The 20,663-nt window shown below is 39.6% G+C and carries 20 protein-coding genes and 1 tRNA gene; 9 read left to right on the forward strand and 12 right to left on the reverse strand.

Going from position 1 to position 20,663, the window contains the following annotated elements; translation table 11 throughout:
• The 3 genes from I6E72_RS17715 to dnaQ form a co-directional block, all read right to left on the reverse strand.
• Positions 1–77 (reverse strand) — tRNA-Asp (locus tag I6E72_RS17715).
• 97 nt (positions 78–174) lie between these two features.
• On the reverse strand, positions 175–1,545 hold the full coding sequence (locus tag I6E72_RS17720; protein ID WP_197113453.1) for a TIGR03503 family protein: 1,371 nt from the start codon (positions 1,543–1,545) through the stop codon (positions 175–177).
• 9 nt (positions 1,546–1,554) lie between these two features.
• Positions 1,555–2,268: a DNA polymerase III subunit epsilon gene (gene dnaQ / locus I6E72_RS17725; protein ID WP_007586004.1), complete on the reverse strand. Its 714-nt coding sequence runs from the start codon at positions 2,266–2,268 to the stop codon at positions 1,555–1,557.
• A gap of 68 nt (positions 2,269–2,336) precedes the next feature.
• Here dnaQ and rnhA point away from each other — a divergent pair, with 68 nt between their 5' ends.
• On the forward strand, positions 2,337–2,801 hold the full coding sequence (gene rnhA / locus I6E72_RS17730; RefSeq protein ID WP_007378210.1) for a ribonuclease HI: 465 nt from the start codon (positions 2,337–2,339) through the stop codon (positions 2,799–2,801).
• 162 nt (positions 2,802–2,963) lie between these two features.
• Here rnhA and I6E72_RS17735 read toward each other — a convergent pair whose 3' ends face one another.
• Positions 2,964–3,749 (reverse strand): class I SAM-dependent methyltransferase, encoded by a 786-nt coding sequence (locus I6E72_RS17735; RefSeq protein WP_101217180.1) that lies wholly within the window; start codon positions 3,747–3,749, stop codon positions 2,964–2,966.
• A gap of 53 nt (positions 3,750–3,802) precedes the next feature.
• On the opposite strand from I6E72_RS17735, the gene gloB reads away from it, so the two are divergent.
• Positions 3,803–4,576, forward strand: a complete 774-nt coding sequence (gene gloB, locus I6E72_RS17740; protein ID WP_101217181.1) for a hydroxyacylglutathione hydrolase — start codon at positions 3,803–3,805, stop codon at positions 4,574–4,576.
• 155 nt (positions 4,577–4,731) lie between these two features.
• Positions 4,732–6,312: a LysM peptidoglycan-binding domain-containing protein gene (locus I6E72_RS17745; RefSeq protein WP_197113455.1), complete on the forward strand. Its 1,581-nt coding sequence runs from the start codon at positions 4,732–4,734 to the stop codon at positions 6,310–6,312.
• A gap of 76 nt (positions 6,313–6,388) precedes the next feature.
• Here I6E72_RS17745 and I6E72_RS17750 read toward each other — a convergent pair whose 3' ends face one another.
• The 3 genes from I6E72_RS17750 to I6E72_RS17760 are packed head-to-tail and all read right to left on the reverse strand — an operon-like array spanning position 6,389 to position 7,915.
• The gene (locus tag I6E72_RS17750; RefSeq protein WP_197113457.1) at positions 6,389–6,838 is read right to left on the reverse strand and encodes a flavodoxin; all 450 of its coding nucleotides are present in this window, start codon (positions 6,836–6,838) and stop codon (positions 6,389–6,391) included.
• The gene (truC, locus tag I6E72_RS17755; RefSeq protein WP_024593675.1) at positions 6,838–7,602 is read right to left on the reverse strand and encodes a tRNA pseudouridine(65) synthase TruC; all 765 of its coding nucleotides are present in this window, start codon (positions 7,600–7,602) and stop codon (positions 6,838–6,840) included. The genes I6E72_RS17750 and truC overlap by 1 nt, the downstream gene beginning before the upstream one ends.
• Positions 7,595–7,915 carry a YqcC family protein gene (locus tag I6E72_RS17760; protein ID WP_197113459.1) on the reverse strand — a complete coding sequence of 107 codons (321 nt, stop codon included), beginning with the start codon at positions 7,913–7,915 and terminating at the stop codon, positions 7,595–7,597. Before I6E72_RS17760 ends, truC begins: the two co-directional genes overlap by 8 nt.
• 104 nt (positions 7,916–8,019) lie before the next feature.
• Between I6E72_RS17760 and I6E72_RS17765 the strand changes: the two genes are divergently transcribed.
• Positions 8,020–9,048, forward strand: coding sequence for a DUF3549 family protein (locus I6E72_RS17765; protein WP_197113463.1), 1,029 nt, complete (start codon positions 8,020–8,022; stop codon positions 9,046–9,048).
• Positions 9,049–9,348, forward strand: coding sequence for a DUF3301 domain-containing protein (locus I6E72_RS17770; protein WP_002963032.1), 300 nt, complete (start codon positions 9,049–9,051; stop codon positions 9,346–9,348). It abuts the gene before it with no gap.
• Between the two features lie 851 nt (positions 9,349–10,199).
• Here I6E72_RS17770 and I6E72_RS17775 read toward each other — a convergent pair.
• Entirely contained in the window at positions 10,200–10,853 is a 654-nt protein-coding gene (locus tag I6E72_RS17775; RefSeq protein WP_008169301.1) for a GNAT family N-acetyltransferase, read from the reverse strand.
• 153 nt (positions 10,854–11,006) lie between these two features.
• Here I6E72_RS17775 and I6E72_RS17780 point away from each other — a divergent pair, with 153 nt between their 5' ends.
• From I6E72_RS17780 to I6E72_RS17790, 3 genes are all read left to right on the forward strand, one after another.
• The gene (locus tag I6E72_RS17780) at positions 11,007–11,243 is read left to right on the forward strand and encodes a DUF2789 domain-containing protein (RefSeq protein WP_002958240.1); all 237 of its coding nucleotides are present in this window, start codon (positions 11,007–11,009) and stop codon (positions 11,241–11,243) included.
• A gap of 96 nt (positions 11,244–11,339) precedes the next feature.
• The gene (locus tag I6E72_RS17785) at positions 11,340–11,606 is read left to right on the forward strand and encodes a hypothetical protein (RefSeq protein WP_010553684.1); all 267 of its coding nucleotides are present in this window, start codon (positions 11,340–11,342) and stop codon (positions 11,604–11,606) included.
• A gap of 13 nt (positions 11,607–11,619) precedes the next feature.
• A complete protein-coding gene (locus I6E72_RS17790; RefSeq protein ID WP_197113466.1) occupies positions 11,620–12,393 on the forward strand; it encodes a Zn-ribbon-containing protein in 774 nt (257 codons plus the stop codon).
• A gap of 328 nt (positions 12,394–12,721) precedes the next feature.
• On the opposite strand, the gene syd is transcribed toward I6E72_RS17790, so the two are convergent.
• Positions 12,722–13,261 carry a SecY-interacting protein gene (gene syd, locus I6E72_RS17795; RefSeq protein WP_197113469.1) on the reverse strand — a complete coding sequence of 180 codons (540 nt, stop codon included), beginning with the start codon at positions 13,259–13,261 and terminating at the stop codon, positions 12,722–12,724.
• Between the two features lie 59 nt (positions 13,262–13,320).
• On the opposite strand from syd, the gene queF reads away from it, so the two are divergent.
• On the forward strand, positions 13,321–14,166 hold the full coding sequence (gene queF / locus I6E72_RS17800) for an NADPH-dependent 7-cyano-7-deazaguanine reductase QueF (protein ID WP_197113472.1): 846 nt from the start codon (positions 13,321–13,323) through the stop codon (positions 14,164–14,166).
• 59 nt (positions 14,167–14,225) lie between these two features.
• On the opposite strand, the gene I6E72_RS17805 is transcribed toward queF, so the two are convergent.
• Genes I6E72_RS17805 through I6E72_RS17815 form a run of 3 tightly spaced genes read right to left on the reverse strand, consistent with a single transcriptional unit; the run spans position 14,226 to position 20,562 of the window.
• Positions 14,226–15,113, reverse strand: a complete 888-nt coding sequence (locus I6E72_RS17805) for a peptidylprolyl isomerase (RefSeq protein ID WP_197113475.1) — start codon at positions 15,111–15,113, stop codon at positions 14,226–14,228.
• A 32-nt stretch (positions 15,114–15,145) separates the two neighbouring features.
• Positions 15,146–18,835, reverse strand: a complete 3,690-nt coding sequence (gene tamB, locus I6E72_RS17810) for an autotransporter assembly complex protein TamB (protein ID WP_197113478.1) — start codon at positions 18,833–18,835, stop codon at positions 15,146–15,148.
• Positions 18,835–20,562 carry an autotransporter assembly complex protein TamA gene (locus tag I6E72_RS17815; RefSeq protein ID WP_010553690.1) on the reverse strand — a complete coding sequence of 576 codons (1,728 nt, stop codon included), beginning with the start codon at positions 20,560–20,562 and terminating at the stop codon, positions 18,835–18,837. Before I6E72_RS17815 ends, tamB begins: the two co-directional genes overlap by 1 nt.
• Positions 20,563–20,663 lie beyond the last annotated feature (101 nt).

Below are 20,663 nucleotides of genomic sequence, written 5' to 3' on the forward strand. Positions count from 1 at the left end.
TGGCGGAGTGGACGGGACTCGAACCCGCGACCCCCGGCGTGACAGGCCGGTATTCTAACCAACTGAACTACCACTCCATATTTCCGTTGCTGTTTAGGTCTCCCTGACAGCGGCGTGAATAATACGAACCAACCCCTATTTCGTCAAGGGCTTTTTTGTTTTTTTATAGGTTTTTTAGTCATCTGTCATCGAAAGGTTTAAAATTTCACCTGATCTGTCATTTTTTGAGCCATTTTTACCGACTTGATTTTTTTCTGTGTCGGCAACATCACCTTCACTTGTTTTCTTTTTCTTTAAAAAAGGCAGCTTCACTTTAAATTTAATCGGTTTTTTCTGAACAAATATACGAATTAACAACCAACCGAGTAATAAAATGAGCGTATTGCAGCCTACAATTAAACTAATAATTGTAGATGTGGCCATTTTTTCTTCAACAGGCTCACTCTCAATCATTTTATCTGGCGTAATAATCGTTGCCGGATCAATTTCGGGCACCGCTTCTATGGGTCGTTCTATCTCAAATTTATACGTTGGTAGCGTTGCCATAAATTCACGACCATTAATATTAGTGCCAAAAACAGACAGTTCAACACTATATCTACCCCAATCATAATTTTTAACACTAAGTTGTCGTGAGTCTTTAGCAGCAGCATCTATGGTAAACATTTGCTCTTCGTTATTGGGATAGTAGATTTTTCCCTGGATGATGACTGTTTCGGGCTTAACAATACTTGGGTCTATATTTATAGTTAACAGATGCTCGTCTGTGTCTTGCTCTGCTAACGCGACTTCGGTTACAAAAGGTGGCTCGTGCACTTCTATTGTATTTTGCACAATGCGACGCTGCAGCAGAGGTGTTGCCACGTAAAGCTCTGGTGTCCATTCACCCGCAGGAAAATCTAAAGTAAACTCGCCAGTAAACACACCATCTTTAGGGCGCTCATCAAATCCACGTCCATCGTCTTTAAATTCCGCTACTTCTTGAATGCCTGCGCCAAAGTTAGCAAAGTTTTCATTGTTGGTACTTACAAAGTCAACATTAAGGCTAACAACATCTCTAAATAGGTTTGTGTTAATTGGCTCACCGTCATTTAGTATTTTTCCGGTGATTTTTATTGTCTCCCCCCTAAACAACATTGAAGGAAGAGGCTCTGCTTCAAGAGATATCTCGCCTAATACAACTATTCTGCTGTCGGGTAAAATACTGCCTATTACTTGCCAAGGACCTGCCATAGGTTTTTTTATGGTTACTAAATCGTAGCTGAGTTCATCAAACCAATCTAAGTTAGGGTTTTTAACTGAGTCAGTAGCAAAGTACTTACTGCCATCGGGCCTCACTAAAATAACAGCAGGTGCACCTGATTTTCTAAAAAAAAGCAGTGTTATTTCATCTATTTTGCTATCTATGCGAAAACGATTATCAAGTAAAGGGATCTCATTTTGATGCCCATCGCGCTTGAGCACTTCTACTTGTTTTACGCCATATGCATTGCTAGTAAATAAACTAGCGGCACATAACGCTGTTACAAAATACATCGTTTTCATTAAATCGCCTTATTCAGCGCGCCATATGCACTGGCCGCCTTCTTTGTTTACAAGATCTAATCGTGCTTCGTGTGCGCTTTGCTCAGCGTCGCTTGCTCGTAATACAACTAATGGGGCTCTATCACTATTTAAACGCTTTATACCGCCCTTCTGTTGCTCGCTGCCGTCATCTTTATTTTGATTCAAATTTAGCTTTGTTTGACCACCCGTCATGGCAAGGTACACATCGGCTAAAATCTCAGAATCCAGTAGCGCGCCGTGAAGCGTTCGTTTACCGTTATCTACATCGTAACGACGACATAATGCATCAAGGTTGTTCTTTTGACCTGGATGCAAATCACGCGCCATTTTAAGCGTGTCGAGAACTTGACAAAAAGTATCTGTTTTAGGGTAGCCCTGATTAAGCAGCGCAAATTCGTTATCCATATGACCAACATCGAACGGGGCGTTATGAATAACTAACTCTGCCCCTTCAATATAGTCGAAAAACTCTTGGGCAATTTGATGAAACAACGGTTTATCACGTAAAAATTCGTTAGTGATACCGTGAACGTCGATTGCTTCTTCTTCGCTTGGGCGTTGTGGGTTTATATAAACGTGAAAGTTATTGCCTGTTAAGCGGCGATTTACTAACTCCACACACCCAATTTCTATAATACGGTGCCCTTGTTTAGGGTCTATGCCGGTGGTTTCTGTATCTAAAACTATTTGTCTACGTGCCATATCGAATTTAGCCTGATTCTGGTATCTTTCTATAATCACTTTATTGTACATAAGATCAAGGTAAAACAGTGCAAAAAACCGTAGAGATTTACACCGATGGCTCATGTTTAGGTAATCCAGGCCCCGGCGGTTATGGTATTTTTATGATTTATAACGGCCACGAAAAAGAAATGAGCCAAGGTTATAAACTCACAACGAATAACCGAATGGAAATGCTCGCGGCTATTGTAGCCCTAGAATCACTCACTCGAGAATGCGAAGTAAATCTAACAACCGATAGCCAATATGTTAAGCAAGGTATTGAATCGTGGATCACTAACTGGAAAAAACGTGGCTGGTTAACATCAGCTAAAAAGCCGGTTAAAAACGTCGATTTATGGAAACGCCTAGATAAAGCCTGTAGCGAGCACAATGTAACCTGGAAATGGGTTAAAGGGCATAGCGGCCATAAGTACAACGAAATAGTTGACGATTTAGCGCGCGATGCCGCTGGCAGTAAAGATTTACTAGAAGATGTAGGCTACCAGCCTTAATTTATTCAAAGCTAGTTGTTATACCAATTTTATTAAAAACATGTTCATTCTATCGCATTAAATAACTCACTAACTGCGTTAAAAATTATTCATATAGAACAACTATATGTCACAATTTTCGCCTTGTTAATGTGCTATTTTCTTAGCGCTATAATAGATCACTTATTTAATGCAATTGGTATTATTTTCTTGCTCGCACGATTTAAAGTGTTGCTTTGACGTTTGTCTAAGCCCTGCCCCTTTTACTGGCGCAAACTGCGGCCTTGCATGCCACTTAGGTTTTATTGGCGTAAGTGGCGCAACTCTTTTTCGTGCCACCAGCATATAAACACTGCCCATCGGTTTTAAATACTGTTTTGCAAAAGTCCGCCAAAACTCAAACCTTGATAGCCTATTACCTCTTGCCAGTGATGAATAAATAAAACGTTCGTCACTTACAATTTCAAAACCAAGTAAGTTTAGCCAATCTTTAACCCTCGCAGGTGTAAAAAAGCGCCCCGTCCATGGTAATTTCTGACCACTAAAAGGCAGCATTTGTGCAAGTCCGCACAAACTAAACGGATTAAATCCCGTAATTACTATATAGCCGCCCGGAATAAGTGTGCGATGTGCTTCTCGTAAAATGTGATGTGGGTCTGAATGATACTCTAAGCAGTGACTTAGTATGCATGCATCAATACTGTGCTCGTAAAATGGCAGTTCATCTATGTCAGCAACTACCCCAGTGTAAGGCCCAGGCTCTGCAACACACACTTGGTGTTTAATCGTACTTATACTTGTATTTAATTCGCCACTTAAATTACCTAGCTTAAGCATATGATAGCCAAACATACGCGGCAGCCATTGCTCCATTTTGCGTTCAATATCTTTGCGCAAATAATCCCCATGAGGAAACTGTTGCCACGACAGTGGTTTGGGTCCTTCTTGAAAACTAAGGGCTGGTTTCATTTTTTGAGCTCGTTATACTATGCGGTAAGTGTCACTTTATAGAGCAATTTACCATGGTGCAAGTCAAAGCAATTAAAGCCTTTTCTGATAATTACATTTGGTGTTTAACTACCGATAATAGTAACCAAGCATGGGTAGTCGATCCAGGCCAAGCACAGAGCGTATTAGCGTATCTAGCTGAGCACAAACTAACGCTTGGTGGTATTTTAATTACGCATCATCACTACGACCACACTGATGGCGTAGCTGCATTAGTTGACGCCTATCCAGATATATCGGTTTATGGCCCCGCAAATAGTCCATTTAAAGGCGTCACTCACGCACTCACTGATGGTCAAAGCATCAGTGTGCTTAATATTAACTTTAATATTTTGGCAACTCCTGGGCACACGCTTGATCATATTTGCTATACAAATGATGAACTTGCTTTTACAGGCGATACATTGTTTAGCGGTGGATGTGGGCGCTTATTTGAAGGCACACCAAAGCAAATGTGGGAATCGTTTAATAAACTAAGAGAGCTGCCTGCAAGCTGCAGTGTGTATTGCACGCACGAATACACGCAAGCTAATCTTGCCTTTGCCAAAGCGGTTGAACCACGTAACCCAGAACTCCTTGCGTACAGTAAAAAAGTAGATGAATTACGCAGTAATAACCAAATCTCCCTACCCACTTCTATTGGACAGGAGCTAAAAATAAATCCATTTATGCGTAGCGATTTGCCAACCATTACAGAGTTAGTGCCAGAAAAATTCATCTCGGTTACAAAAAACAATGAACCTTGGGGGAACTTTGCTAGTCTGAGACAGTTCAAAGACAATTTTTAATGCACAAACTAATACTTTAATATTTATTTTATTAGAATCATTAACTTAAGATATAGTGATGATTCTATTTCTGCGTTTTAAAAAGTCATTAAGTGGCAATGTTAACTCATAACAGGTAGTATTCGCCGAGTTTTTTACCCGATGTATTGGTATTTATGAATAAATCTCCCCTATTAGTAGCCTTGGCGTTAGCGCTAAGTGGTTGTCAAACTGTGACAACTCTAGACTCAGACTCTCAAGTCGCCACGCAAGCAAACCAACAACTCGAAGGCGCAAGTCCTAACGACATTAACAATGCATTGATGGTAAACGCACAATATCAGCAAGTTGACCCTGATGAGCAAGAAGCTCCCGTGTTTGATGATGTATGGGAGCGAATTCGCTACCAACTTTCTATCGAAATACCGCAAAACCGCCCTGTTGTTACTGAACGTAATTATTACGCTCGCCACCAAGCCTATTTAGATCGTATTTCTAAACGTGCAGAACCTTACTTACACTTTATCGTTGAAGAAGTAGAAAAGCGCGAAATGCCAATCGAAATTGCACTACTGCCTATTGTAGAAAGTGCATTTGACCCGTTTGGTTATTCTAATCGCAGCGCATCTGGCATTTGGCAGTTTATGCCTGCAACCGGTGAGCGATTCGATTTAAAACAAAACTGGTGGTACGACGGTCGTCGCGACATAGTGCAATCAACTCGCGCAGCACTTGACTACTTATCGTATTTACATAAAACACTTGAAGGCGATTGGCTAAATGCGATTGCGGCTTATAACTCAGGTGAAGGGCGTTTAATGCGCGCGATTAAAAAGAATCGTAAAAAGCATTTACCTACCGATTTTTGGTCTCTTGATTTACCAAGCGAAACAACAGCCTACGTACCAAAGTTATTAGCACTTGCCGATTTATTAAAACGCTCAGATGATTTTAACGTTACATGGCAACCAGTAATTAATGCACAAGTGGTTGAAGTGGTTGATGTTGGCTCTCAAATAGATTTAGCGCTTGCTGCTGATATGGCTGATATGACGCTTACTGAGCTATACAGATTAAACCCTGGTTTTAACCGCTGGGCAACTGATCCTAATGGCCCGCATTCTTTATTATTGCCTGTTGATAAAGCAGAGGAATTTAGCCAAAAATTAGCAAACACTGATATTAAAAACAGATTACGCTGGCAGCGTTATATTGTGGCTCGAGGCGACAGCTTATCGGTAATTGCCAAAAAGTTTACAACAAGCTCAAGTGCAATCCGATCGCTTAATAAACTCAAATCAAATACGATTAAAGTAGGCCAAGAGTTATTAGTCCCGCTTACTGATGGCGCTATAAATAGCGAGCATTTACCAAAGCAGATGCGTTTAGCTGCTAATAAAGCAACTCGCACAAAGCTTTCGCACACAGTTAAAAGTGGCGACACGTTATGGGATATTAGCCGCGAATATGACGTAACTATGGATGAGTTGGCTAAATGGAATAAGCTAAAGAAAAACTCTGTACTGCGCCTAAATCAAAAACTAACTGTGTATAAATCAGCTAATAAACCACAAGCAACGGCAAGCACCAACCGTACTATTACATACAAAGTACGCCGAGGTGATTCTCTTGCACGTATTGCATCTAAGTTTAATCTAAGCGTTAACGAAATTATTAAGTGGAATAATTTAGCCGGTCAAAAATACTTACAACCGGGCCAAAAGCTAAAACTTAAAGTAGATGTCAGAAGTAGTTAATTTATAAAACTATATTAAAAGTAAAAAAGCAAAAAGGAGCGCATGCGCTCCTTTTTTAATACCTTAAAGTTAAGGATTAAACAGGTAGTTTTTCTAGCCATACTTTTAACCAAGGCTCGGTTACTGGCCATGGTTCAAAATCTTCACATGCATCTATTTCTAGGCGGTTACCCACAGGCTTTGCTTGTAAATCGCGTAGTAACTCGTCAAAGCTACGCCCTGCGCCACAAAATGTATCGCCGTAGCATCTGTCACCCATTGCAATTACACCAAACGGTTTATCGGTAAGCATTGGGAAAGTGCTATTCATTGCAAAGTACAATCCTGCCAAATTACTCGGTACATCACCTTGGCCTGTTGTGGAGGTAACAATTAAAATATGCGATGCATTTTTTATATCATCAAGTGATGCTTCAGTAATTACTGTTGCAGTATGACCCGCTTGCTCTATTGTGGCTGCAACTTCATCGCTTAAACGCTCTGCACCGCCATTAACGCTGCCTACAAAAATACTAATATGTGCCATTAATAATCCTTTTCTTGCTCTGGCCAACCTAGCTGCTTACATATTTCAAGCATGTCTTCACCTAGTGGCGCTTTAATTGTTATTGATTCATTACTATAAGGGTGCACAAAACTAAGCTCTGTTGCAAATAACATTAGGCGTCTTAACTCAAAATGCTCCCTAAAAAATTGATTATGCTGATTATCACCGTGATTTACATCACCAATAATAGGCAGTGATAAGTGCTTTAAGTGTCTGCGAATTTGATGCTTGCGCCCTGTTTTTGGAAAACACTCAACCAACGAGTAACGCACTGTTGGGTACTTACCAATAGGAATAGGCAATGCAACTTGGTGCAAGCAATTAAACTGGGTTTGCGCTTCTTGCGGTGCTTTGTCTTGATCTGCAAATTTATCGGCTATTTTATCAAGTTCTTCTTTAAGCGGTTTATCTAGAAATACTGACTCTGGCGCAAAGCCGCGCACTAAGGCTAAATAGCGTTTAGCAATAGTACCTTCAATAAATAGCTGGTTCATATCGCGAGCAGCTTCAGAGCTCAGTGCAAACAGCAATACGCCCGACGTAGGTCTATCGAGCCTATGTACTGGAAATACATGTTGCCCTAGCTGGTCGCGCAACATTTGCATAGCAAACTGGGTTTCGTGTTTATCTAAAAACGAGCGATGCACTAATAAGCCTGAAGGCTTATTTATAGCCACATAGTTTTCATCTTGATACAAAATAGTCAGCTCGCCATATTCTATAGGCGCCGGACGCTCACTCATTTGGTTCTCCTAAAAAGGAATCAAGGGCTGTTAGTAATTCAATTATTTCATCGCTCCCCGCTTTATTCACAAGTGTCATTTGCGCCATAGGGGCAATAGCAAAGTTACGTGGCAGTGGTTGCTTGTGCGTTATTAATAGCTGTATTTTATCAATAAATACAAATTGTAACCACTGCTCAAACGCCATTGTATCGTGACAAAAAGGAGTATTTGAAAGCAGTGCATCAGCGTCTATTGGCTCACTTTGCCAAAGCGCGTGTTTTTGTAAAAGTGCCGTTAGCTGCACTAAATAAGTTTGGGTTTGCTGGTACATAACCACCCTCTTTTATATATGTAATGCAATTATACCCTGTTCCCTCATAGGCGGCTATGACGTATAATTAATGTAATTTTGCAGTAAAAACAGTTGAGAAAACAATGAGTGATCAAATAGCTACATTAGGTCAGCTTTTAGATGGTGCGGGTACTCAGTGGCGTGCTTTTGATATTGGCAGGCACATTACTAAGCTTGATAAAAAACAATTTTTAGCTATTGAACAAGCTCAAGTGCCTTACCCTTATCCTCTTGCTGGTCATGCTTGGCTCGCTATTCAATTTTGGGATACTAAAGCCAGTAAAGAACCTTATGTATGGTTTTTAAAGTTTCCACTTGATGAGCAAAGTATGCTTGTAAGTGCTAGTCGCGATCACTTTGCTGATATGGTTATTCAAGCGCTAGGCACTGAAATTACAGGTGAGCAAGCCGATGGAAAACTTGATAATAACCCTTATGTTTTTACACCAAACGCAAATAAATTAGCGGCATTTAACGCCCAAGTAAAAGTACTATTAAAACAGCCTGCGTCGCAATATTACGAGCATGCACAACTATACTTTAGCGGTAAAATTGGTTTTGATAATTGGCAAGGTGTTGCACTGCAGGGTATTGCCGATTTTGCACTACGCTTAGACAGCGATACAAACTTAAATAATTTGCAAAAAGCATGGGCGCATTTACCTATTGAAGTACTGCAACCACTCAGTGCCATGCTTGAACACGTTGAAATACCAACATCAATGAGTGAGTTACTTGTTGATTACACACAGACCGCAATTAGTAATAACGATACATTAGCTATAACCGCAGCACTAAGATCTGCATCAAAAGGTCAAGCTCAAGGGTTATGCGCTCAATTAGTTGATACTGTACTAAGCTCGCCGGTAAGGCACGACTCTGACGTGTTACTAACAATAGCTGGGCGGTGTTTTAAGCAATTAGAGAACCCTGAACGCTTACATGTATTTATGGATAATTGCGCACATCATCAAAAAATTGAAGAATTGTTTCCAAGTATTTTTGCTGACTTAGTTGCAATACCGACTATTCGCCCGCATTTATTAGGCTTATTACGTAAAGAAAATCGTAGCGAAACCCTCGCGCGTGCAATTGGAAGGTTATTCTCTTAAATGGCAAGTTTATGGACGTTCATACTTATTGGTAGTGTAATTTACTTATTTTGGCTTAACCGAAAGGTTGCTGAAGCGGCGAACGTTCATGCTAAACGTCAAAGTGAGCAATTGCAGGTGCAGTTGATGAGTGTTGCATGCACAAAACGCCGCTTTGGTTTTTTAAAGAACGGCAAGCCAGGCATCAAAAGTGAATTTATATTTGAATTTTCAAGCGATGGTGAAAATGCTTATCAAGGTGTGTTAATTATGGAAAATGAGTTTTTGAAAAGTGTGGTTGTTCCACCACATAAAATATAAAACTGAATATACTTTAAGAGTATTTGTCTTAAGTTGATAAACTTAATTCAACACAAAAAACTAAGGCGTAACTAAAGTTACGCCCCAATTGGACTGCATCCTGCTAGATATCCATTATCTTAAATCCGTATTATCATCCCCTGAACGAGTAAACAACCTTGTTTACCCTCACATTGCATCCTGCAATATCCATAGCCACCTTGGCAAACCCACGAAATCTATCGTTTGGCTACATACTGTAGCATCATCCCTGGTAATCCTTTTAAGTAGCTCCTGCCACTTTTTGCATCCTGCAATATCCATAGCCATCTTGGCAAACCCACGAAATCTATCGTTTAGCTACATCCCGTAGCATCATCCCTGGTAATCCTTTAAAGTAGCTCCTGCCACTTTTGCATCCTGCAATGTCCACTTGCCATCTTGGCCGTCCTACGTAAACTAACGCTCCTGCTACTTCCTGTAGCGTCATCCGTGATTATCCTAAAGTAACTCCTAGCTACTAAGTGCTTCATGCACTTCCTTATTCTTCCTTGTATCCGTTTTAGCTTGTCCTTTATGCTTCCTGCTAGCGTCTGCTATGTTGCCTATTCCGTATCCTTGGCAGTAACTCAATCATTGAGCTATGTCGTCTTGACAAAGAGAAGTTTAAAGCAATCAGGGGGGAGAAATAGGACTTAACACTAAATAAATAAACGTCACAAAAATGAAAAATAAAAATAAACTTTAAATAACAATAGCTTGAATCAAAAAAGGCTGCATATTAATAGCCTTTAACTGACAATGCTCACGATAATGTGAGATATATCTCACGGCCTTATGTCCGTTTGGGCGCATTGGTTTACATCATAATTTTAAATAGTTGGCTCAATTATTGATTTAAACAGTAACTCGCCCTCTACTTGGTTAAAAGTAAGGTGTTTAAATGCTTCAAACTTTTCGGTTTTAAAAAATTCAGTGTGTTCTTTACGCGTTACAAATACAGCCATCCCCGTTGACTCAGCGTTACATTTAACTAAATCATCAAGCCCTCGTAGTAAGTAACGACCAAACCCTTGCCCATGAAAATGTGGATCTACGGCAATAAAAGCTAAAAAGTAGTAATTGCCCTTCTCTTTAAGGGCATCTCTAATTGTTTGTTCTTTATCTATTAATTGATTTGTTTGTAAGTAGCCCGCACTCAGCATTAATTTTAAACGCCAGTGCCAATAACGCTGCGCTTGTAATTGGCTATTAGATTCAAATACACACGCTACTGCTTTTAATTTATCGTTGCGGTATAAACCAATTAATGGCTGCTTTTCTTGCCAAAAACTACTGAGCTCTTCGCGAATTAATGATCGTAATTTTTTTTCGTATACTGATTTATTTTCGTCATTGTAGCTAAGCATGTTTTGTAATACAGGATCGTCATGATAAGCCTGATAAATTAGGCTTGCTGCAGTGCTAATATCTTCTGCGGCTAAATACTGTACGCTGAACGTATCAGCTGGCGTGGTTACACTCATTGTATTTCCTTTATTATTTTAGCTGTAGACTGTTTAACTTTATACCTAACTATATACCTAAAATTATTAACCGTAAATTCAGCGAGAGTTTAACTAGCTAGGAGTAGAGTTAATCCTTAGAATAAGTTTTCATTCGTTTAAAGGAGCAATATCATGGATACGACTAAACACGACATCAATACACTATTTGCACAGCTTGGATTACCTAATTCTGATGAACAAATAGATGCATTTATTGCCTCACATGAATTAGAAGACACAACACTACTCCAAGAAGCTTCTTTTTGGGATGAGGCACAACAGCACTTTTTAGCTGAATCGCTTGCACAAGACGGTGATTGGAGTGAAGTAATTGACGAGTTAGATGTACGCATTCGTCAAAGTAAGTAATTTTATTTAATGTACCCTCCCTTATTTATTGCTAACATAGCATCTGCGCAGCATTTATATGCTGCGTATTTATTTTATTAAAGAGTTATATATCTAATGAATTCAGTTGTATTTGATGCAATTAAAGCCCTTCTTGATGAAGGAAAAACCCCTACTGTAGCACTAACTAAAAGCCGTTTGGCGCAACCGGTTCCTATGCCGATGATTATTGCAGCAGTAAGCCAATATAAAAACAATCCTGATTCAATAAATAACTTCATGAGAAACCCACAGCAGTCAGATAGTACTGAGCTTAAAACAAGTCAATTAGATAGAATTGAGCAAAAACTCGATAAACTTCTTGCACTGCTAGAACAAAAATAATTTGAGACTATAAATGTTCGTTGTTGATTTAACTTTTGATTGCTACCAAGACACCACCCTAGAACAAGCCGAACAAGCAATAAATCGCTTAGTAAATGCACTGCGTTTTAATGGTCAAATAATGGGCGAAGAATTTCCAACCGTTTTAAAAGATGGATTTTTTATTACCCGTGTAATGTGCCCTACTGAAGATGCAATGCACCCGCTAAATAACAGCCCGTTTGTTAAGCACAGTATCGAAAAGTTACATAGTGCGGGGCTACTTGCGCCAAAAGTAAAAGTGATTGGGCAAGATATTCACTCCAACGGCGCTGACTGCTGTAAAGAACCATCAAGTTATATTTTATACACAACCTATGTGCATACGTGTAGCCCGCTTTATTGTGGTGATGACTTTTTGCCTGTGCCGTTATTTCGTATTCCGGCAATTGCTAATGGTGACTATAAAACGCTTATAAAATGGCAAGAAGATTGGCAAGCCTGCGATCAAATTCAAATTAATGGCGCAACCCGTTGTGAGTTTCCGGCACTTGAAGAAATATCGAGTATCCAAAGCGACTTATACAGACGCGGAAAAGACATAACAAAGCGAATTAGTTTTTTAACTAAAAAGCCAACCTATTATTATTTATACCGTGTAGGCGGCGTAGATAAAGCGTCTGAACTTGAACGAAAATGCCCTAGCTGTCATGGCGACTGGAAATTACCTGAATCGTGGTTTAGGTTATTCGATTTTAGATGTGAGCCGTGTGGCTTAGTGTCTAATATATCGTGGGATTTTCAGTAACCATTAGGGCGTGTTGACCTTTGTGGATTGAAATTTGTTCAATCTAGGGGCGATTTAATCGCGGCGCGAGGTTTGTAACCTAGTGGGCTAAGTAAAAACCGAGCAACAAAGAGTAAATCGTCCCTAGAAAGAACCCAAAGGGCAGGCATGTTTGGCATTTATGCTTCGTTATCGCCTATTTATGGGGAGTAACCACACTACATAGGCTCTGCCTTGCCTAAAAACCAAACATACAGCTGCAAAATCAACCACGAAAGGTCAACACGCCCTAGTAATGGCTCTAAAAATCAGCTTAGTGATGACGCTAAGCTGATTTATTAAACACGTTTTAAACCTCTAATGCCTTTAAAAAAGCATTAATGTTAGGTGCAAGTACATGGTGTGTTTTTTTGCCTACGTGCTCTAAACATACTTCACCAGTGTGCACCAATACACTTACTAGTAAATCATCTTGATCTGTTAAACCAATAAATACCGTTTCTGGCTGCTTGAGCTTGCGTTTCATTAAAACGTGACCCGTTATATTTTGCTGTAACAAATTAAAATCTTCTTCGTTCCATGCTTGTAGTAATTCAACCTGATGCCCATCAATAACTGCTGAAATGCTTCCACCGTACATATGCCCATATAGCTCGCTAAGCTCTTTTGGGAAATCAAGCTCAAGTGCGCTGGCTAAATCATTAAGCGAACCTGCAGGTTGCTGACGCGCCCCCTGCCATTGAATGTTTCCTTGCTCGTCAACCTCACCAACTTCACATGGGCTTGGCCATTGTTCGTCGTGCGCAATAAGTGGGTACTTTGTAGTGTTTTTCAGGATATTTTCGCTAAATGTTTGATGAAGTTGTTCTATAAGCAATGCAACAGACATACTGTGAAACTCATTTAAATTAGATATAATGTCCCTATTGTAACTATTTAAGAGCAAACATGACAGATTACAGCAATTCTCCAGACCTTAAAGGTAGCGTATTAGGCCAATCTACTGAGTATGTAGATGTGTACACGCCAAGCTTGCTTTTCCCTATTGCGCGCAAACTAAATCGTGATGCTTTAAATATTGACGAAGCTGAGCTTCCATTTAAAGGCCAAGATATTTGGACAGGTTACGAGCTTTCATGGCTAAACGCTAAAGGCAAACCGCAAGTTGCCGTAGCCTTATTTACCTTTGAGTGCCAAAGCAGCCATATTATTGAGTCAAAGTCGTTTAAGCTTTACTTGAATAGCTTTAACCAAACCCGATTTGAAAGCATTGATATAGTAAAACAGCACTTAATTGATGATTTATCAAACGCGGTTAACAGCCCTGTCAAAGTGACTTTATATAATCCTGATGATTACAATTGCTTACCGTGTACAGCGCTGCCAGGTGAATGTATTGATGACTTAGATATTGAAATTAATAATTACGATATTGATGCTAATTCACTTAAAGCAAAAAGTGATAACGTAGTTACTGAAACGCTCTACAGCCATTTACTTAAGTCGAACTGTTTAATTACCTCACAGCCTGACTGGGCAAGTGTAATTATACGATACACAGGCGAGCAAATATGTCGCGAATCGTTACTGCGTTATTTAATTTCGTTCAGAACACATAACGAATTTCATGAGCAGTGTGTTGAGCGTATTTATAGCGATTTAACAACACAACTTAATATTAAAGAGTTAGAGGTTTACGCGCGTTATACTCGTCGCGGCGGGCTTGATATAAACCCGTATCGCTCTACGCATTATAACGATACGCCATTTGCAGTTAAAATTAATCGTCAGTAGTTTATTTTAAACTGAAATATGAGTATTAAAAAAGGAGCCTAGGCTCCTTTTTACATTTTTTAATTAACTTCGCGCTTAGTCGGTATGGGCATACCACACACATCAACGTAATTATGTGCTTTAACAAACCATGGTTCAACACGATTTTTACGAGCACTGATTAAGTTTTTAAACACAGATGAGTTTGTTTTCATCACTTTAAATATACTTTTATCGCTTTGTACATCGCCAAGAACTTGTATATTGGTAATTGGGTTAAATGCTTTTCCTTCAGTTGGTGTGCGCGCTAAACGGTTAAAATGCTCTATACCTTCGAGCACTCGACCAAATACCGTAATGTTTTTATCAAGGTAGCGCGGGCCTTGCCCTATCGTTACAAAAAACTCCGTGCTCGCACTATTTATGTCGTTATCGCGCGCCATTGCAAACACGCCACTACAATGCACTTGCCATGTTTGCGTATGTGCTGCATTTTGAGCTACTGTAAAGCCGTTTAAAAAACCCGTAACAGGCGCGTAACCATCGCCTTTTAACTCGGTAATTTTAAGTGGTTTGTTTGTTGTTAAATAAAACTCAGCAGGGACTGTTTTATCTGCCGTTTTAATTAACTTTTTACCCGAGCTGTCCCCGCCTTGCGCTACAAAACCTTCAACAAACCGATAAACGCTAGTATTTTTATAAAACCGTTCTCGCGCTAACTTTTTAATGTTTTTAACGTGCTTTGGGGCAAGCAGTTCATTAAGCTCAATGTACGCATCGCCCGTTGGCAGCGTTATCTTTAAAATATTTTGAGCGTTCACTACTCGCCAGTCATTATCTGTTGCACTAGCAATTACTTCACTCGCGCTCAATAAAGGTAGCTCTTGATTAGCAACATCATCACCGAGTTGTTGAGCACAACCGCTCAACAAAACACTAAGTAGAGCTGGCAATATAATTTTTTTCATCGCTTATATCCTTATAATTATTATAGTTTTGGTTATTCCCAATCAAACTTATATAGCACATCAACATTTTGGTATAGCCCGCTTGTTATCTCTATGTATAACTGTGAAAGTAACTGATATCGCACAGCCACTTCACTGAGCGAATCAAATACACCCACGCTATATTTAACTTGTAAGCTAGGTGCTACGTAACCTGATATTTCTACTTTGGTGCTATCACCACTACCTGATGAGCTTAAACTTACATCTGACAACCCAAAGGTTTCACCTACCTTAGAAACAACCCCTTCGCTGCGGCTAACACCTTGAGAGAGTAATAGCTGCGTAAGCATCGCATCGCTTGACGAACTTTCTCCATCACCTAAAGGTTGGCCATTAAGTAAATATGCAAGTGCTTGAGCTTGATCCATCGCAGGCTCAGAAAATATTTTAAGCGTTGGTTGTTCAACATTACCCGTGAGCGTAACTCCTGCAATGACACCATTTGCAGTCGTATCGGGGTTACGTATTGCTTTAATATTTAAAAATGGTTGTTCAATTGAACCGCTAAAACCTACTTGCCCGGTGCTGATTATTAAATCTTGCCCAAAGGCTAAGTAAGTACCTTCAATTAAGTTAAGCTCACCTGTGGCTATGATTGGCGCACCTTGACTCATTTTTATCGCTAAATCACCCGCAACTTTTGATTCCAAGCCAAACGACTCTACTTTTACATCGTTTTTAACAATCACTTTTAAATCTATGTCGTAATCAAACGGGACTGTTTTGGTGGTCTCGGTTTTTTGATCAACAATAATTTCATCATCGCTAACTTGCACCGCGCCCTCAGGAAGCTCTTCAATCATTATACGACCGTAAGGCACAACTACCTCACCAGCAAGCTTGAGTGCATTATTAGCCAAGCCTATTTTTAAATCCGGCGATACTTTAAAAGTAACCCCTTGCTGCGCGCGTACATAAAACTGCTCGCCAACTACAGCAACATTTACAGCAGGTTGCGCACCTTGCCAATCAACGTCACCGGTGAGATTTATTTTACCGCCTTGATTGTCGTTTAAGTTGCCTTTTATTGTGGCTGTTGCTTTATCAAACAATACATTTATATTTGATTTTTGCAGCGCTATAGGTAATTGCTCGCCCTCTAAACTAATATCGCTCACATTAAGCTCCCCATTTAATAAAGGATCTTTTAACGTACCTGCTAACGCCACTTTACCGCTAATATCACCTTTTAACTGTTCGAGGGTTTCAAGAAAAGGTTGTAAGTCTGAAAGGAGTATTTTATCAATATTAATGGTGCCATTAAGCGCTTGCGTATTTTGTATATCGTCGATATTAATTTGTGTATTAATTTTGCCTAATACACTTGATTCTAAATTAGCTTCAAGCTTGCCAATTTGAGAATCCGAAAACGCACTAATACTTAATGTTTCGATTGGTAATTTAAAACGATCTTCTTCCGAGGTTAGCACTGCTTCTAAGTCGCTAGAATCGATATTTGCGCGTAATGTTTTAAGCGCGCCGCTTTGCCAATTAAGTGCTACATCGCCAGCTATATTACCGCGAGTACGAATGCTATTAGGTAAAAAGTGCTTAAGCTCCTCAAGTGCTAAATTGCTTAGTTTAGCATTTAGCTGACCGAGATTTTTTGACTGCGCTAAGGTGTCTATGCATAATTTACTTTGCTCAGATGCCCAACAATGTGCACTTACATCAAAGTCGCCACTTTGTGTATTAACCATAATGGCAATATTTTTAGTATTACTAAAACTAAGCTTTTTATCGCTAAGCGTTACATTACTAAGCTCGCCATTCCAAGTGGTATTATTAACTTTGCCATTAACTTCAAGCTCTACACTGCCTTGCTCGGCATCTACAGATGCCGTAAGTTGGTGATCTGTTTTGTCGCCGCTAATATCAATTTTAACACTATTGATTTGTTGTTCGGCCACAAGCGCCGAACCAACACTTACCGAAACATCGGTTTGCCAATCGGCTGCGGTATCTAACTGCCCTTTTACTGATAATTTATTAATGTTTATTTCATCAAAAATAAAGCGATCGAGTATTAGTGCTAAATCAACAGAGGGCATTAACCTTTCCCCCCTTACTTTTAAATTTGCGTTGCCGTCAGCAGTAAATGGAATATTAGCTTTTTCATCACTTTTTAGCGTTACTTTGCCATCAACCTGCCAAGTATCGTCAACTTGCCCGCTTAGTGCTAATTTATTGGTGCCGCTACTTAAATAAAAGCTATCAATATTAGCTTTTAACGTGTTGTCTAGCTTAAAGTTTGAGGCAAATTCTAGTGGCACGTCGTTAAGTAATCCGTTTAACTTTGTATTATTCATTTGTAGCTGCCACTTGTCGTCAGCTGCATTAAATGAGCCTTTAAACTGTCCTGAAATATCACTGGTAGCGGCATCAGTTAAATACTGCGCTTTTAAGTTAGCAAGCGTGCCATTAAAGTTAGCCTGTATGCCCTTTTGCCAATCAACATTGGCTTTTATAGTTGCACTGCTTTCGTTCGCTTTAATGCTTAGCGCTTGTAAAGTTGCTTTGGTGAGACTGCCTTTTAATTGGGTATTTAAGTCAACAGCTGGGTACGCACCTAATTGGCTATTCCCCTGTAGGCTAAGCTGATAGTCGTCAGCATTACCTTGTGCGTTAAGGCTTACATTTCGCACTTTAAGCTCATTACTTTGTGCATCAATAAGCCACTGTTTAATTTTGCCATTTAACTCAAACGGATAGTTTTTCTGCTTTAAATTTGCCGTTGCCGTTAAACTAAGCGGATATTGTCCCTGCGTTTCTAAATTTAAGTTTAGATTTGATAAGTCACCATTCAACTGCAAATTGGCTTGGTGCTCGTCACTTTGTAAAACAACATCCCCTTTCACGGGCAAATTCCCTGCAAGCTCAGCATTAAGATGCGTATTAAGCTGCCACTGTTCATACTTTGCTGAGAATGACTCTAAATTAATAACCGCATCTTCCACACTTAATTGCAGCGAGATGTTTTCAATAACATGTTGGGCTTCGTTTTGCTCAATCGTAATTTTAGCTATTTCAAAGTCTTCAACAACTAAATCAAGTGGCGAAGTAAATTCTATATTAGGCAATGCGGGTAGGTGCGTTAAAGGTGCTTGAGTATTTTGCGCCGTTTGTGTTTTCGCATCTTGTTCTTGCTCTTTTAAGGCAACAAGTATGGTGGGAATATTCAGGCTTTTAACCGTCAGCTTTGACCCCTCTGCTTTTGCTGAGAGTTTAAAGTTATTAACGCTTACGTTTGCACTTGGATGCTCTAGAGTAAATTTATTGATCGCAATGTTTTTTACAGCAATATTAAAAGGTAAGCTGATTTTTTCAAGCGGCTCTGCCGCGGCTTCTTCTTGTGACTCTGCAGTTTTTGGTAATGTTAAATTTATAGATTTAGCACTTAAGTTATCTATACAAATTCCATCGCACTGCCACCAAAACAAATCAATTTTCAATTGTTGTGCATTAAAGTCCAATCCGTTGCTAGCAAAGCGTACATTAAAGGAATCATTATAAATAAAACGGCCATCTTTAATTTCGATATGTAGTCCATCTACCGCTTTGTTTGCACTATAAGCAATAAATTGATTACCGGGTGCGGTAAATAACAAACAAAATAGTGCAACAACTAACGTGACAAAAATAGCACTTACGGCGGCTGTTATCTTTTTTAATACTGACATTAAATTTCTGGCCCTATGGTAATACTTAAACGTGTGCTTTTACTTTCTTTTGTTAATCCCCAAGCGTGGTCTATACGCACTGGGCCAACGGGTGTTAAATAGCGAAAACCAAAACCAGCACCTACTTCAAAATCATCAGAAAAATCATTAGTCGCAGTACCACCATCAACAAATAAAGCTGCTCGCCAATTTTTAGCAAACTGGTAGTTATATTCCATCGTGCCCGATAGTAAATACTTACCACCTATTAGCTCGCCGTCATCGTTCTCAGGCGAAATTGATTGGTACGCAAAACCACGAACGCTTTGATCGCCACCTGCGTAAAAACGAAGTGAAAATGGCACGTTGTTAATATCATCAACAAGCATTGCTCCCACATTCGCTTTTAAAAACACCAAGTGGCGGTCAAAATAAGTGCGTAGCCATGCATGTTGCATTTGCACCCTAATCAGATTAGTACTCGAAAGCACATCATCTAAGCCAAACTCAGCAGATATAAGCCACTGCTCTCCCCAATAGGGAGTCGTGCCGCCTTTTGATTTTTTGCGCGCATAGCTAATGCCAGGCATTAACATTTCGGTACTTTCTTCGTCTTCATCACCGATGCGGTAGGTTTCTTGGTCGCGGCGTAAAAATGCAGTACGCACCCACTTATTTTCGGTCAACCATTGGCGCTGAACTTGCCCTGTTAATATTTCACTGTAAGTGTCGTTTGTGAGCTCATCTTCTAATTTATAACCGACAGAGAATCGCCATAAATCATCATTAGGATCATCAACCGGAATTGTATAAGCCATGGAAATATCTTGCTGCTTTTGTGCCACATTTAAATTAGTTTCGAGGTAATGGCCGTCTTCTGTGATCCACGGTTTACTCCATTTAAAACGCACCTTGGGCCCTAAGTCAGTACTAAAACCACCGCCAATTTCATAGCTGTTAGCTGGCTTGGGTAATACTTCAACTTTAATCGGTACTTGGCTGTTTTTGCGCGCTGCAATGTCAGCATAAACACGTACACTGGCAAAATAAGGGGTACTTGATAAATCCAAGTTATAGTCAGCAATATGTGTTGATTTATAAGGTTGGCCCTGCGAGAAAGGCGCTATAGAGCGTATGTATTTTTCAGCGGGTGTACTACTGGCAATTTGTATATCGCCAAACTCATACCTAACTCCGGTATCAATTATGAAAGTAATAACAGCACTATTTTTTTTAAGCGACACTTCTAATTTGCGCGCTGGCCACTTAGCATCAAAATAACCAAGCTCCAGCAACATAGATTCTATTTTTTTATGAGCAGAGTCATATTTACCATGATTTAAAACATCACCTTGCTTTAAGTGATTGCTTTTAATCAATGCCTGTAATTGGGTATCGCTTTGACCATCACCGTTTAGCGTAATATTAATTGCTTCTATGCGAGTTGCAGGCCCCCGTTCAACTTTAACAATTAGTTCGCTGTCGTCTTTATCATAAATAACCTCGACGGTCGGGCTATAATAGCCAAGTGCTTTGATGCTATTTTGTACTTGTTTTTGAGCATAACGGCGAAGTGTACGGGTTGGCTTCTCGCCAATTAACTGCTTGAGGTAAAGAGCTACGTTATTTTCTAAATCGCCACTTAACCCTTCAATTTCGTAATCTTCTATGACTTTTTCTGCCGCATAGCTATTTGTCGCAATTAAAGCGCTCACAACACACATGCAACGTAAAAACTTAATAAACAAGTAAATATCCTTACTTTTAATATCTTACAAAAAACTGGTTAATTACCCGTATATTAGCATAGCCATAATGAGCAACACATTAACTTAATAACAATCTAACG

The sequence above is a fragment of the Pseudoalteromonas sp. NSLLW24 genome, from assembly GCF_015864725.1.
Taxonomy (GTDB): domain Bacteria; phylum Pseudomonadota; class Gammaproteobacteria; order Enterobacterales; family Alteromonadaceae; genus Pseudoalteromonas; species Pseudoalteromonas arctica.

Excerpts from the sequence above, each read along its gene's own strand:
- I6E72_RS17720 (WP_197113453.1), bottom strand. The coding sequence starts at position 1,545 with ATGAAAACGATGTATTTTGTAACAGCGTTATGTGCCGCTAGTTTATTT.
- dnaQ (WP_007586004.1), bottom strand. The coding sequence starts at position 2,268 with ATGGCACGTAGACAAATAGTTTTAGATACAGAAACCACCGGCATAGAC.
- I6E72_RS17735 (WP_101217180.1), bottom strand. The coding sequence starts at position 3,749 with ATGAAACCAGCCCTTAGTTTTCAAGAAGGACCCAAACCACTGTCGTGG.
- gloB (WP_101217181.1), top strand. The coding sequence starts at position 3,803 with ATGGTGCAAGTCAAAGCAATTAAAGCCTTTTCTGATAATTACATTTGG.
- I6E72_RS17745 (WP_197113455.1), top strand. The coding sequence starts at position 4,732 with ATGAATAAATCTCCCCTATTAGTAGCCTTGGCGTTAGCGCTAAGTGGT.
- I6E72_RS17750 (WP_197113457.1), bottom strand. The coding sequence starts at position 6,838 with ATGGCACATATTAGTATTTTTGTAGGCAGCGTTAATGGCGGTGCAGAG.
- truC (WP_024593675.1), bottom strand. The coding sequence starts at position 7,602 with ATGAGTGAGCGTCCGGCGCCTATAGAATATGGCGAGCTGACTATTTTG.
- I6E72_RS17760 (WP_197113459.1), bottom strand. The coding sequence starts at position 7,915 with ATGTACCAGCAAACCCAAACTTATTTAGTGCAGCTAACGGCACTTTTA.
- I6E72_RS17765 (WP_197113463.1), top strand. The coding sequence starts at position 8,020 with ATGAGTGATCAAATAGCTACATTAGGTCAGCTTTTAGATGGTGCGGGT.
- I6E72_RS17770 (WP_002963032.1), top strand. The coding sequence starts at position 9,049 with ATGGCAAGTTTATGGACGTTCATACTTATTGGTAGTGTAATTTACTTA.
- I6E72_RS17775 (WP_008169301.1), bottom strand. The coding sequence starts at position 10,853 with ATGAGTGTAACCACGCCAGCTGATACGTTCAGCGTACAGTATTTAGCC.
- I6E72_RS17780 (WP_002958240.1), top strand. The coding sequence starts at position 11,007 with ATGGATACGACTAAACACGACATCAATACACTATTTGCACAGCTTGGA.
- I6E72_RS17785 (WP_010553684.1), top strand. The coding sequence starts at position 11,340 with ATGAATTCAGTTGTATTTGATGCAATTAAAGCCCTTCTTGATGAAGGA.
- I6E72_RS17790 (WP_197113466.1), top strand. The coding sequence starts at position 11,620 with ATGTTCGTTGTTGATTTAACTTTTGATTGCTACCAAGACACCACCCTA.
- syd (WP_197113469.1), bottom strand. The coding sequence starts at position 13,261 with ATGTCTGTTGCATTGCTTATAGAACAACTTCATCAAACATTTAGCGAA.
- queF (WP_197113472.1), top strand. The coding sequence starts at position 13,321 with ATGACAGATTACAGCAATTCTCCAGACCTTAAAGGTAGCGTATTAGGC.
- I6E72_RS17805 (WP_197113475.1), bottom strand. The coding sequence starts at position 15,113 with ATGAAAAAAATTATATTGCCAGCTCTACTTAGTGTTTTGTTGAGCGGT.
- tamB (WP_197113478.1), bottom strand. The coding sequence starts at position 18,835 with ATGTCAGTATTAAAAAAGATAACAGCCGCCGTAAGTGCTATTTTTGTC.